The organism is Mesorhizobium sp. WSM4898, assembly GCF_029625845.1.
Taxonomy (GTDB): Bacteria; Pseudomonadota; Alphaproteobacteria; order Rhizobiales; family Rhizobiaceae; genus Mesorhizobium.
In genome coordinates, this window is sequence record NZ_JARTVQ010000014.1 from 51,763 (window position 1) to 63,973 (window position 12,211).

At 61.0% G+C, this 12,211-nt stretch carries 13 protein-coding genes; 12 read left to right on the top strand and 1 reads right to left on the bottom strand.

From position 1 onward, the window contains the following. The first annotated feature begins 120 nt into the window (after positions 1–120). From P9228_RS29590 to P9228_RS29645, 12 genes are all read left to right on the top strand, one after another. Entirely contained in the window at positions 121–2,145 is a 2,025-nt protein-coding gene (locus tag P9228_RS29590; protein WP_063169233.1) for a conjugal transfer protein TraG, read from the top strand. Positions 2,146–2,261: 116 nt separating this feature from the next. Continuing rightward, positions 2,262–2,675 (top strand): CopG family transcriptional regulator, encoded by a 414-nt coding sequence (locus P9228_RS29595; protein ID WP_063170364.1) that lies wholly within the window; start codon positions 2,262–2,264, stop codon positions 2,673–2,675. Then, a complete protein-coding gene (trbB, locus tag P9228_RS29600; RefSeq protein WP_024502850.1) occupies positions 2,672–3,640 on the top strand; it encodes a P-type conjugative transfer ATPase TrbB in 969 nt (322 codons plus the stop codon). Before P9228_RS29595 ends, trbB begins: the two co-directional genes overlap by 4 nt. Positions 3,641–3,652: 12 nt before the next feature. Next, positions 3,653–3,961 carry a TrbC/VirB2 family protein gene (locus P9228_RS29605; protein ID WP_024502851.1) on the top strand — a complete coding sequence of 103 codons (309 nt, stop codon included), beginning with the start codon at positions 3,653–3,655 and terminating at the stop codon, positions 3,959–3,961. After that, the gene (locus P9228_RS29610) at positions 3,961–4,233 is read left to right on the top strand and encodes a VirB3 family type IV secretion system protein (protein ID WP_024502852.1); all 273 of its coding nucleotides are present in this window, start codon (positions 3,961–3,963) and stop codon (positions 4,231–4,233) included. Before P9228_RS29605 ends, P9228_RS29610 begins: the two co-directional genes overlap by 1 nt. Continuing rightward, a complete protein-coding gene (trbE, locus tag P9228_RS29615; protein WP_063169232.1) occupies positions 4,227–6,677 on the top strand; it encodes a conjugal transfer protein TrbE in 2,451 nt (816 codons plus the stop codon). Before P9228_RS29610 ends, trbE begins: the two co-directional genes overlap by 7 nt. Next, a complete protein-coding gene (trbJ, locus tag P9228_RS29620) occupies positions 6,674–7,399 on the top strand; it encodes a P-type conjugative transfer protein TrbJ (RefSeq protein ID WP_024502854.1) in 726 nt (241 codons plus the stop codon). The genes trbE and trbJ overlap by 4 nt, the downstream gene beginning before the upstream one ends. 33 nt (positions 7,400–7,432) lie before the next feature. Then, complete coding sequence (gene trbL, locus P9228_RS29625) at positions 7,433–8,755, top strand: P-type conjugative transfer protein TrbL (protein ID WP_063169231.1); 1,323 nt, start codon at positions 7,433–7,435, stop codon at positions 8,753–8,755. Further along, positions 8,756–9,487, top strand: a complete 732-nt coding sequence (gene trbF, locus P9228_RS29630; protein ID WP_063169230.1) for a conjugal transfer protein TrbF — start codon at positions 8,756–8,758, stop codon at positions 9,485–9,487. It begins immediately after the preceding gene. A 1-nt stretch (position 9,488) separates the two neighbouring features. After that, the gene (gene trbG / locus P9228_RS29635; protein ID WP_164548809.1) at positions 9,489–10,514 is read left to right on the top strand and encodes a P-type conjugative transfer protein TrbG; all 1,026 of its coding nucleotides are present in this window, start codon (positions 9,489–9,491) and stop codon (positions 10,512–10,514) included. Beyond that, on the top strand, positions 10,511–11,725 hold the full coding sequence (locus P9228_RS29640; RefSeq protein WP_063169228.1) for a TrbI/VirB10 family protein: 1,215 nt from the start codon (positions 10,511–10,513) through the stop codon (positions 11,723–11,725). The genes trbG and P9228_RS29640 overlap by 4 nt, the downstream gene beginning before the upstream one ends. Positions 11,726–11,737: 12 nt before the next feature. Continuing rightward, positions 11,738–11,980 carry a DUF2274 domain-containing protein gene (locus P9228_RS29645; RefSeq protein ID WP_024502859.1) on the top strand — a complete coding sequence of 81 codons (243 nt, stop codon included), beginning with the start codon at positions 11,738–11,740 and terminating at the stop codon, positions 11,978–11,980. Between the two features lie 29 nt (positions 11,981–12,009). Here P9228_RS29645 and P9228_RS29650 read toward each other — a convergent pair. Then, positions 12,010–12,211: hypothetical protein (locus P9228_RS29650; protein ID WP_206520515.1), on the bottom strand; the 202-nt coding region annotated here is incomplete at its 5' end.

Below are 12,211 nucleotides of genomic sequence, written 5' to 3' on the forward strand. Positions count from 1 at the left end.
CGTGCTGACCGACCTGCATACGTAGGAAGTCGTTCATTGCTCCCAAATCGTATGTGAGGAACATTCCTGTCCCGGCTGCGCCGCGCGATGCTAGGTCGCGTTGTTCAGCGGGCCAAGCCGATGACACCTACGAAGCTACTGATCGGGCAGATCGCCGTTGTGTGCGCAATTGTCATTATCGGCGTATGGACGGCAACCCAATGGTGCGCTCAAATGCTGACCTACCAGACGCCTCTCGGCGCACCATGGTTTCTCTTCGCCGGCTGGCCAATCTACAAGCCGTGGAAGCTGTTTGAATGGTGGTTCCACTTCGATGCTTATGCGCCGGAGGTCTTCGACAAAGCCGGTACGCTTGCAGGCGCCAGCGGATTCCTGGGTTGTGCCGCCGCAATCGCTGGCTCGCTTTTGCGCGCGCGACAGCGCGGGTCGGTTACGACCTATGGGTCTTCACGGTGGGCCACGACTCATGAGGTCGAGACGGCAGGGTTGTTACGGCCGGCGGGCGTTTTCCTCGGTAGGCTGAACGATCGCTATCTGCGCCATGACGGCCCGGAGCACGTCATGGCATTTGCGCCGACGCGTTCGGGCAAGGGCGTGGGGCTGGTTGTTCCAACGCTACTTTCCTGGACCGGGTCTGCCATCATTCATGATATAAAAGGCGAAAATTGGCAGTTGACCTCCGGCTGGCGGTCGAAATTCTCGTACTGCCTTCTGTTCAATCCGACCGACCCGAGATCGGCACGCTACAACCCGCTGCTGGAGGTGCGCAAAGGCCCAGATGAGATCCGGGACGTTCAAAACATCGCCGACATCCTCGTCGATCCCGAGGGCGCGCTGGAGCGACGGAACCACTGGGAGAAGACCAGCCATTCACTCCTAGTTGGCGCCATTTTGCACGTGCTCTACGCTGAAGAGGACAAGACGCTGGCCCGCGTCGCCACCTTCCTGTCGGACCCGCAACGCTCGTTTGCCGCAACGCTACGGCGGATGATGACGACAAACCATCTCGGGACGGGGCATAACCCTCAGGTCCATCCCGTAGTGGCCTCGGCGGCTCGCGAACTCCTGAACAAGTCGGAAAACGAGCGCTCAGGCGTCCTCTCGACCGCCATGTCCTTTCTCGGGCTTTATCGTGATCCAACGGTCGCGGCGGCCACTTCGTCCTGCGACTGGCGCATCGCTGACCTAGTGGATGGAGAGCGACCGCTGTCGCTCTATCTGGTCGTGCCGCCTTCGGATATCTCGCGCACCAAGCCTTTTGTGCGACTGATCTTGAACCAGATCGGCAGGCGGTTGACGGAGCGTCTGGAGGGGGACCCGAAGAAGAGCCGTAAGCATCAGCTGCTCATGATGCTGGACGAGTTTCCGGCGCTCGGTCGCCTCGACTTCTTCGAAACGGCGCTCGCCTTCATGGCAGGTTATGGCATTCGCTCCTATCTGATCGCACAATCTTTGAACCAGGTTTCAAAGGCCTATGGCGAGAACAATGCTATTCTCGACAATTGCCACGTGCGAATTGCCTTTTCCTCCAATGACGAACGCACGGCCAAGCGCATCTCGGATGCCCTCGGCACCGCAACCGAACTTAGGTCGATGCGCAACTATGCGGGCCATCGGCTTGCGCCCTGGCTTTCACATGTCATGGTGAGCCGCCAGGAAACCGCGCGCCCGCTCCTGACGCCAGGCGAGGTGATGCAATTGCCGCCGTCAGACGAATTGGTCCTGGTTTCTGGGTTGCCGCCGATCCGCGCCAAGAAGCTGCGCTATTATCAGGATCAGAATTTCACAGATCGGGTGCTGCCTGCGCCGGTGCTGCACGACGGACCCTATGCGGACTGCCCTGCATCACGCCCGGACGGCTGGACTGGACAAGTGTGCAGCGTCGATAGCCGACTTGCTGCGGACGAGGAAAGCGCCGACGCGCCAGTTGAAGACGAGGGAGGCGTTCAGCAGCAACGCCATCCAAGCCTGCCCGAAGAAGACGTTGTTGTCTCTCAAGAGCCCGATCAGGCCGATCTGTACAAGCCCGCAGACGATGACAGCGAAGCGCTCGCGGACAAGCGTGTCATGGATCGGATTTCCACTGCGGCCCGCGTCTACGGTATCAACGAGGGCAGGGGCGACGATGTCATTCCCGGCTTCTGAAGTCCGCTGAGTTGCAGAGCGCACCTCAGCGTAGATAACGGCCATAAGCAATTTTGAGCGTCTGGCCGATGCTTCTCCCGTCGCCGGCGCAACGCCGGGCCGTCGGAACGATCCGCATGAAGCCGCACCGCATTCGCCATCAGTTTCTGCTTGAGCCGGAGCTCAGCGAGAAACTGGACAACCTCAGTCGCGATCCGTCAACGACCAAATCAGCGATCGTGGGGAAGGCGATCGAGGCGTTCATCGAGCGGCGTGGCGAGAGCGAGTTCGATCGGCGCTACGGCGTAAGGCTTGACCGGCTCTCCCGCGATCTTGCCCACGTCAGGCGCGATTCCGAGGTGATCCTGGAGAGCCTGGCGCTCTTCATCCGCTTTTCGATCACCCTTCACGCCCACACGCCGGTCCCGGATCGGGCAACGCAGGCTATTGCCCAAGAGCGTTTCGAGAAATTCGTTGAGAAGGTCGGCCGCCAGATCGCTTCCGGCAAAAAGTCGCTTAGCAAAGACAATGGTGGGGGAGGGGAAGGATGAGCTCTCATCCCGAGGCCGACCACCGGCGGCGTGTCATGCTGCGCACCGCCATGGGTCCGGCAATCACCGAAGCCCTGGCCGATCCGTCCGTCATCGAGGTGATGGTCAATCCCGACGGCGCGCTGCGACTCGACCGGTTAGGCGAAGGTCGGGTCGATACCGACGTTCACATGCACCCGTCCGAGGCAGAACGTATCATCCGCCTGGTTGCTTCGCACGTGCGCGCCGAGGCGCACGCCGACAACCCGATCGTCAGTGCCGAATTGCCGTCTGGCGAACGCTTCGAAGGCCTGCTGCCACCTGTGGTGTTGGCGCCATGTTTTGCCATCCGCAAGCCCGCCGCGAAAGTCTACACCCTGGCCGACTATGTTGCCGAACGCATCATGCTGCCGCTGCAGGCCGATGCGCTGAAAAAGGCCGTCCGCGAGCGGCGCAACATGCTGATCGCCGGCGGCACTTCCTCGGGGAAGACAACACTCGCCAACGCTCTGCTGGCTGAAGTCGCCGAATGCGACGATCGGGTGATCCTGATCGAGGACACACGCGAACTGCAGTGCGCGGCCAGGGACTGCGTTGCCCTGAGAACAAGGCGGGGCTCGGTCACCCTTGCCGATCTCGTGCGCTCGACGCTGAGGCTCAGGCCGGACCGCATCATCGTGGGCGAGGTGAGGGGCGCGGAAGCGCTCGACATGCTGAAGGCATGGAACACCGGGCACCCAGGCGGCATCGCTACCGTACACGCCAATTCCGCGCGCTCGGCTCTCTATCGCATTGAGCAACTCGCCCAGGAAGCGGTGGTCACCGTTCCCCGCCGGCTCATCGCTGAGGCGATAGATCTGATCGTCTTCATAGCGGGACGCGGCTCGTCGCGCCACATCGACGCAATCGCCGAGGTCACCGGTCTCGACGGCAGCGGCGATTACGCCGTTGCCCCGCTCACGCTTTCGCAACTCCAGCAGCTTTGAAAGGCCTTCCTCATGCGCAAGAAGCTTCGCTTTCTTTCGTCCACAGCGCTCGCGTTTCTTATCACGGCCCCGGTTTATGCCGCCGGCTCCGGCATGCCGTGGGAGCAGCCGCTGCAGCAGATCCTGGAGTCCGTGCAGGGACCGGTCGCCAAGATCGTTGCGGTGATCATCATTATCACCACCGGCCTGACGCTTGCCTTCGGCGACACCGCCGGTGGTTTTCGGCGCCTGATTCAGATCGTCTTCGGTCTGTCGATCGCCTTCGCGGCATCGAGCTTCTTCCTCTCCTTCTTCTCCTTCGGTGGTGGGGCGCTCGTCTGATGGCCGCCGGGGAGCAGCATATCGAGGGCTTCGCAGTACCGGTCCACCGGGCGCTGACCGAGCCGATCCTGCTCGGCGGGGCTCCGCGCGCGGTGGCGATCCTCAACGGTACAGTGGCCGCGGCCATTGGCTTCGGCTTGCAGCAATGGATTGCTGGTCTGGTGCTTTGGATCGCAGGCCACTCGTTAGCGGTGTTTGCCGCAAGACGCGATCCGGACTTCGCCAGCGTGCTTGTGCGCCACCTACGTCTGAAGGGGTGGCTTGCATGCTGAACCTTTCGGAATATCGAAGCAAAGCCGACCGGCTTGCCGACCATCTACCCTGGGCTGCCTTGGTGGCGCCCGGCATCGTGCTCAACAAGGACGGCAGCTTTCAGCGGACGTTGCGGTTCCGCGGCCCGGATCTCGAAAGTGCGACGGAGGCTGAACTCGTCGGCATTTGCGCCCGGGCGAACAATGCTCTCAGACGCCTTGGCTCTGGCTGGGCATTGTTCTTTGAGGCCGAGCGCACAGAAGCGCTGGGCTATCCGAACTCGCATTTTCCTGACGCCGCGTCGTGGCTGGTCGACGAAGAACGCCGCGCTGCTTTCGAGGGGAAGGTAGCGCACTACGAGAGCCGCTATCATCTGACCTTGGTGTTTATGCCACCGCCGGACGCCCAGGCGCGCGCAGAAAGCACGCTCGTCGACTCTCATTATTCCCGAGGAGAAAGAGACTGGCGCCAGGATCTGGCGAGGTTCCGTGACGAGACCAACCGCGTGCTCGATCTCTTCTCGGGTTTCATGTCCGAAGTACGCGTCCTCGATGATGCTCAGACGTTGACCTACCTCCACGGCACGATTTCGCCTCGTCGCCATCCTATCATGGCCCCGGAAACGCCGATATATCTGGATGCAATCCTGGTCGATGCGCCGCTTACCGGTGGCCTGGAGCCGATGCTGGGTGAGCAGCATCTTCGCACACTGACCATCCTCGGCTTTCCGAACCTCACCCGGCCCGGAATCCTCGATACCCTCAATCATCAGGATTTCGCCTATCGCTGGATGACGCGCTTCATTCCGCTCGAGAAAACGGAAGCCACGAAGACGCTGACGCGATTGCGCCGGCAGTGGTTTGCCAAGCGCAAATCGATCGTGGCAATCCTACGCGAGGTCATTACCAACGAGCCGGTCCCGCTTGTCGATAGCGATGCCGACAACAAGGCGCTCGATGCCGACGAAGCCCTTCAGGCATTGGGCGGTGATCATGTGAGTTTCGGCTATCTCACCACCACCGTGACGGTGTGGGGCGAGGATCGCCAAGCCGCTGCAGAGAAGCTTCGCGCGGTCGAGCGCATCATCAATGGGCTCGGCTTCACCACGATCCGAGAAGGCGTCAATGCGGTCGAGGCTTGGCTCGGCTCATTGCCTGGCCATGTCTACGCTAACGTTCGCCAACCGCTCGTTCATACATTGAACCTTGCCCATCTCATGCCGCTGTCGTCGGTTTGGGCCGGTCCTGCGACAAACGAGCATCTCGCGAAAGTCACCCAAACCGAAGCGCCACCGCTTTTCGTTGCCGAGACCAGTGGGTCGACACCGTTTCGGCTTTCCACCCACGTCGAAGATGTCGGCCACATGCTGGTTGTTGGTCCGACCGGCGCCGGCAAGTCGGTTCTGCTTGCTCTGATTGCTCTGCAGTTCAGGCGCTACGCCGGCGCCCAGGTTTATGTCTTCGACAAAGGCAATTCGGCCCGTGCTGCAACACTTGCCATGGGTGGAGAACACCACGCGCTAGGAGCGGACGGTTCCCTTGCCTTTCAGCCACTGCGCAGCATCAACGACCAGGCTAGCCGAAGCTGGGCGGCCGAATGGATCGCCAGCCTTGTTGCCCACGAGAACGTCACCGTCACGCCGGAGGTGAAGGAGGCTATTTGGTCAGCGCTGGCCAGCCTTGCCACCGCGCCGGCGCAGGAACGCACACTGACCGGTCTTTCGGTCCTGCTTCAATCCAATGCGCTGAAGACCGCATTGATGCCCTACACGCTCGACGGTCCCTTCGGCCGCCTGCTCGATGCCGATCATGATGGGCTGGCCTTGTCGGATGTGCAGTGTTTCGAGACCGAGGAGTTAATGCACAGCCAAAGCGCTTTGCTGCCGGTGCTTACCTATCTGTTCCAGCGACTTGAGGAACGGTTCGACGGACGGCCCACGCTGATCATGCTCGACGAGGCGTGGGTCTATCTCGACAATCCGCTGTTCGCCGCCCGCATCCGCGAATGGCTGAAGGTGCTGCGAAAGAAGAACGTGTCGGTTGTCTTCGCTACGCAGTCGCTGGCTGATATCGCGGGCTCTGGCATAGCGCCGGCAATCATCGAAAGCTGCCCGCAGCGCATTTTCCTTCCCAATGATCGTGCCGTGGAACCCCAGGCGCGCACAGCCTACGAGCGCTTCGGTTTAAGCGAGCGGCAGATCGAATTGATCGCCCGCGCCACGCCGAAGCGTCAGTATTATCTGCAATCGCGCCGCGGCAACCGTCTGTTCGAGCTCGAGCTTGGCCCCATCGCTCTTGCGCTTTGCGGTGCTTCCGATCCGGCCACGCAGACTCTGATCGACAGGATCATGTCCGAAGACGGGCAAGGCAGCTTTGCCTCGCAGTTCCTGATCGCGCGCGGCCTCGATTGGGCCGGCGAACTTCTCAAGCAATTCCCTCAACCAGACAAGGAGCAATTCTCATGATGCGGCGACGCCTTCTCTCCGGCCTGATCACCGTTTCCCTGATCGCCAAGCCTATGGCCGACTATGTGCAGCCCGCCTACGCCCTTATCGTGTTCGATCCGTCCAATTATGCGCAGAACGTGCTGACGGCCGCGCGCGCATTGGAGCAGATCAACAACCAGATCCAGTCGCTGCAGAATCAGGCGACCATGCTGCAGAACATGGCGCGCAATCTTCAGCGTCTGGATTTCTCTTCCGTTGGCCAACTCACCGGTTCGCTCCATCGCATCGACGGCTTGATGGACCAGGCGAGTGGCCTCAGCTTTGATCTGGGCAAGCTTCAAGACCAGTGGCGCAGCCAATATCCGGAAAGCTACGACGCCACGATCAAAGTCAGCGATGTGGCGAGTGCTGCGCGGGAGCGTTGGCAAACCGCCATGCAGGCGTTCCGCCAGACCATGGGTGTCCAGTCGCAAATCGTCGAGAACGTCCGCGCCGACGGCGATCTGCTCGCCGATCTCGTCAACCGCAGCCAAGGGGCGGCCGGTGCGCTTCAGGCAAGCCAGGCCACCAACCAGCTGATGGCGCTTTCGACAAAACAGCAGATGCAGATCCAGACGCTGCTCGCAACGCAGTTTCGAGCTGAGGCCGAGGATGCCGCCCGCAAGGCCCAGTCAGACGAAGCCGCCCGCGAGATGACGAAGCGATTCTTGGGTACCGGCTCGGCTTATCCCGGCAATTAATCACGAGTTCATCACGACGAGAAAGGCAGCGGCATGAACGACCTTGGCGTCATCGATCGCTTCATGGAGACCTTCATCCGCTACATCGACAGCGGGTTCGGTCTGCTATCGGGCGACCTCGCCTTCCTCACTACCATTCTGATCGGCATTGACATCACACTTGCCGGCCTGGCGTGGGCGCTCGGCGACGAAACCAGCGTTCTCGGCCGGCTTGTCCGCAAGGTGCTCTATGTTGGCGTCTTCGCCTTCATTCTGAACAATTTCAAGAACCTCGCCGATATCGTTTATCGTTCTTTTGCCGGTCTCGGGATTAAGGCGTCGGCCGGCAATCTGTCGGCAGACAATCTCTTGCGCCCGGGCCGCATTGCCGCGACCGGTTTCGAAGGTGCTTGGCCAATGCTTGACCAAGCCAGTCAGCTCCTGGGCTTCCCGGAAATCTTCGGCAACGCACTGACCATCTTCGTGCTGCTGATGGCCTGGTTCCTGGTCATCATCGCCTTCTTCATCCTTTCCATCCAGCTTTTCATCACCATCCTTGAGTTCAAGCTCACCACGCTGGCAGGTTTTGTTTTGGTTCCATTCGCACTTTGGAACCGTTCAGCGTTCCTGGCCGAACGCGTGCTCGGCCATGTTATCTCGTCAGGCATCAAGGTGATGGTGCTCGCCGTCATTGTCGGTATCGGCTCCACGCTCTTCGGGGAGTTCGCTTCCGCATTGCAAGGCAAGGAGCCGGATCTTGCCGGTGCCATGTCCCAGGTACTGGGCGCACTGGCATTGCTTGGCCTTGGCATTTTTGGGCCGGGGATCGCGTCGGGTCTTGTCTCAGGCGCACCGCAGCTTGGGGCGGGCGCCGCCCTCGGCACGACCGCGGCGGCAGCGGGTGTATCACTCGTTGCTGGAGGCACAGCATTTGCTGGCGCGCGTATGGCAACCAGCGGCGGTGTCGCCGCCATCCGAGCCGGCACAACAATGGGATCGGCTGCTTCCACGTCATGGCAGATCGGGCGCGCAACCTCGCCCGACGCTGGCCTCTCCGGTGTGGCTGCTGGAATGCATGGTGTAACCAGTGCAGCTGGCGGCGCCGCTATACGCATAGCGCGATCCGCCACTGCAAGTGTTGGGCGCAACGCCGATGCCGGGCGCGATGCCGCGTGGACCGCGACCGGCGGCACGCCGACAGCGCCAATGACCGAACGCTCTGCCGGTTCGGCCACTGTTTCGGCGCCGACGTGGGCAAGGCGCCTACGTTCTGAACAGACCGCCCGTGCAAATCGCCACGCTGCCATGCAAGCTGTCCGAGACGGAGACCGGCCGGGAGGCAGCGCCACCCCCTCTCTCAACGACAAGGATGACTAGATGCTCTTCAAGCGACCCGTGCACCGTTACGGCAAAACACCCGAACCGGTCACGCCGTATCAAAAAGCCGCCCAGCTGTGGGACGAGCGCATCGGCTCATCTCGACTGCAGGCCAGGAACTGGCGGATCATGGCCCTTGGCTGCCTGGCCTTGGCGACCGGGCTTTCCGGCGGACTCGTATGGCAGTCGATGCAAAGCCGTGTCGTGCCTTATGTCGTCGAGGTCGATGGCTTCGGCGAGACGCGCGCCGTCGCGCCGGCGATCCGGAATTATGAGCCCTCGGATGCTCAGATCGCCTGGCATCTCGGCCGCTTCATCCAGAATGTCCGTTCCGTTTCCACCGATCCGGTTTTGGTACGGCAGAACTGGTTGGCAGCGTACGACTTTGCTAGCGATCGCGCAGCGCTCTTCCTCAACGAATACGCCAAGGCGAACGACCCCTTCGGTCAGATCGGAACGCGCAGTGTTTCGGTACAGGTCACCAGCGTGGTCAGAGCCTCCGAAAGTTCATTCCAGGTCAAATGGACCGAGCAGGTGTTTGAGCGCGGAAGCCTTGCCAGCACGATGCGCTGGACTGCGATCCTCACGATCGTGATTCGCTCGCCAAGCAATACGGATCAGCTGCGCAAGAATCCGCTCGGCGTCTTCATCAATGCCATTGACTGGTCACGCGAGCTCGACAGCGCCGTCCCAACCCCCCTTTCTCCGACGGAGTCCACCAATGAAAGGTAAAATGTCACCGATTCGTGCCGTGCTGATCCTATCGGTGTCGGCAGCGGTCGTTTCCGCTTGTGCATCGAAGAAGGTGCCGCCGCCTGAGATTTCCTATGACGCTGCCGACTTCAAACCGGCCGCGATCGAAAAGGCGCCGGAGAGGCCGATTAGAATTGTCGAGGTGCCAAAACCACTGCCGCTGCCTGGCCAAATGCAGCCCGAGCCCGGCAAGGCCGAGGACAAGCGCCCCCCTGAAGAACGCGTCGCTGATGCCAACAAAGCCGCGACCCAGCAACCCACCAAGTACGGGTATGTTAATGCCGTGCAAGTCTACCCCTTCACCGATGGCGCGCTTTATCAACTCTATGCCGCGCCGGAGCGCGTGACCGACATCGCTCTGCAGCCGGGCGAGAAACTAACCGCCGTGTCGGCTGGCGACACCGTGCGCTGGGTCATTGGCGATACCGCAAGCGGCACCGGTGACAATCAGCGCACCCATGTTCTGGTAAAACCCTTCGCGCCGGGTCTTGCCACCAATGTCGTCATTACGACGGACCGGCGGACCTATCATTTGCAGCTTCAAAGCACCGAGAAGACCGCAATGGCGGCAATCTCCTGGACCTACAGCCAAGACCAGATCATCGCGCTTCGCCAGCGCAATGCTCAAGCCGAGGCAGTTACACCGGTCGCGTCGAATATCGCGCTCGAAAACCTTCGCTTTCGCTACTCAATCAGTGGCGACACACCGCCCTGGAGACCGACGCGAGCCTTCGACGACGGCAGCAAGGTCTATATTGAGTTCCCTCGTCGCATAGATCAGGGCGAGGCGCCACCACTCTTCATCGTCGGCGCAGATGGGAGCAGCGAGCTCGTCAACTATCGCGTGCGCGGCAACTATTACATCGTCGATCGGCTCTTCGCCGCGGCCGAACTTCGCCTCGGCACCAAGCGGCAGCAGGTGATCCGCATCAGCAGGATTGACGGCAGGCAACCGCAACGGCGGATCTCGCTCTTTCGCGGCAGCCGGCGAGGTGAGGACTCATGATCGAAAATTCCCGCTCTGGCATCCCGCCGAAACTGGATCCCGAGGAACTGCAGCTTCGGGCCTCTCCCCGCCGCGTGGTGCGGTTCAGGCGCGGTGTGATCATCGCGATCGCAGCGCTCGGATCCGGCGCTGTCTTCGGCGTTACCATGATCGCCCTCCAGGGGCCGGCCCTTCGCATCAGGGATCAGGCGGAAGATCTCTACAACACTGAGCGCAAACCAACCGCCGAGGGGCTCGATACGCTTCCCCATGACTATTCCGGCATGAAGCCGAAGCCTCCCGTCCTTGGGCTACCTTTGCCGGGCGACCTCGGCCGCCCCATCCTCGAGCGGCAGCGCCAGCTCGGCATCGTGCCGGGCCAAGACATCTCGGCCGAGGAGCAGCGTCTAGCGCAGCAGGCGATCGAAGCGCGTGAATCGCGGGTGCTTTTCCGCGTCGAAAATCGAGCTCAAAAGACAGATGTCGGAGAGAGCGTGCAAACTGCTCAGCATCCATTTGAGGCGCTTCCCCAATCCGAAGCAGGACGCGCGTCAGCCTCGGTGGCGGCGGCGGAAGGCGACCAGAACAATCAGCAGCGAAAGCTTGATTTTCTCAGCCAGCGGAGCACTGGCGGGATCTACAATCCGCATGCGCTGCAGACGCCGATCTCGCCATATCAACTGATGGCTGGCAGCGTGATTGCCGCCAGCCTGATCACCGGCATCAATTCCGATTTGCCGGGCCTTGTCGTCGCGCAAGTCACCGAAAATGTGCACGACACGGTCACGGGCAACATATTGCTGATTCCGCAGGGCTCACGTCTTATCGGCGTCTACGACAGCGTCGTCGCGTTCGGGCAAAAGCGAGCGCTGCTGGTCTGGCAGCGCATTCTGCTGCCCGACGGCTCGTCGGCCGAAATCGACAATCTGCCCGCGAGCGACACCGCCGGCTACGCAGGGCTGGAAGACGAAGTCGATTTCCACACTTGGCAGATGATCAAGGGAGTGGCGCTTGCCACATTGCTCGGTGTCGGCACAGAATTCAGCCTCGGCGAAAACGAGAGCGATCTGGTCAAGGCGATCCGGGAATCAGCCCAGCAGAACGCCAGTCGAGCCGGCCAGCGCATCACCGAAAAAAACCTCAATATCCAGCCCACCATCGTCGTCCGCCCAGGTTGGCCACTGCGCGTCATCGTGCACAAGGACATCGTGCTGCGGCCATACGCCAGTTGAGCAGGAGTTATCATGGCTGACCTGAAACTTGGAAAACTTCCGGACCGAACAGCTTCGAAGATCACCATTACCGTCAGCGCGGAGCTGAGCCAAACACTCAAGGAGTATGCTGCACTTTACCGTCAGACCTATGGTCAGTCTGAAACCGTGGCAGAACTCATCCCTTTCATGCTGGCGGCGTTTCTGGAAGGCGACCGAGCCTTTGCCAAGGCCAGAAAGGAACGTCTGCCGACGGAGCTTGCCGGAAAATCGTGACTCCTCCGCTAGGGCAGCTGGAACATTGCCTAGCTGTCGCGACCTACCTGCTCCTCGCGAAGCATAGGATCAAACACCTTGGAATGCAGGTATGCGCAAGAGATGATGTGGAAGGAGATACCGCGCAACAGCCTAAGTTTGCATTTTCGATTTGGTCGGCCGTGAACTATCCGCAAGCCATTGATCTGGCCTGTTGATTGAGGCGGATAGCGGCTTTGGAATTGCAGGATT

Bases quoted from the DNA above. Each gene is read 5' to 3' on its own strand.
- P9228_RS29605 (WP_024502851.1), top strand. From the start codon at position 3,653: ATGCGCAAGAAGCTTCGCTTTCTTTCGTCCACAGCGCTCGCGTTTCTT.
- P9228_RS29610 (WP_024502852.1), top strand. From the start codon at position 3,961: ATGGCCGCCGGGGAGCAGCATATCGAGGGCTTCGCAGTACCGGTCCAC.
- trbF (WP_063169230.1), top strand. From the start codon at position 8,756: ATGCTCTTCAAGCGACCCGTGCACCGTTACGGCAAAACACCCGAACCG.
- P9228_RS29590 (WP_063169233.1), top strand. From the start codon at position 121: ATGACACCTACGAAGCTACTGATCGGGCAGATCGCCGTTGTGTGCGCA.
- trbL (WP_063169231.1), top strand. From the start codon at position 7,433: ATGAACGACCTTGGCGTCATCGATCGCTTCATGGAGACCTTCATCCGC.
- trbJ (WP_024502854.1), top strand. From the start codon at position 6,674: ATGATGCGGCGACGCCTTCTCTCCGGCCTGATCACCGTTTCCCTGATC.
- P9228_RS29595 (WP_063170364.1), top strand. From the start codon at position 2,262: ATGAAGCCGCACCGCATTCGCCATCAGTTTCTGCTTGAGCCGGAGCTC.
- P9228_RS29640 (WP_063169228.1), top strand. From the start codon at position 10,511: ATGATCGAAAATTCCCGCTCTGGCATCCCGCCGAAACTGGATCCCGAG.
- P9228_RS29645 (WP_024502859.1), top strand. From the start codon at position 11,738: ATGGCTGACCTGAAACTTGGAAAACTTCCGGACCGAACAGCTTCGAAG.
- trbB (WP_024502850.1), top strand. From the start codon at position 2,672: ATGAGCTCTCATCCCGAGGCCGACCACCGGCGGCGTGTCATGCTGCGC.
- trbE (WP_063169232.1), top strand. From the start codon at position 4,227: ATGCTGAACCTTTCGGAATATCGAAGCAAAGCCGACCGGCTTGCCGAC.
- trbG (WP_164548809.1), top strand. From the start codon at position 9,489: ATGTCACCGATTCGTGCCGTGCTGATCCTATCGGTGTCGGCAGCGGTC.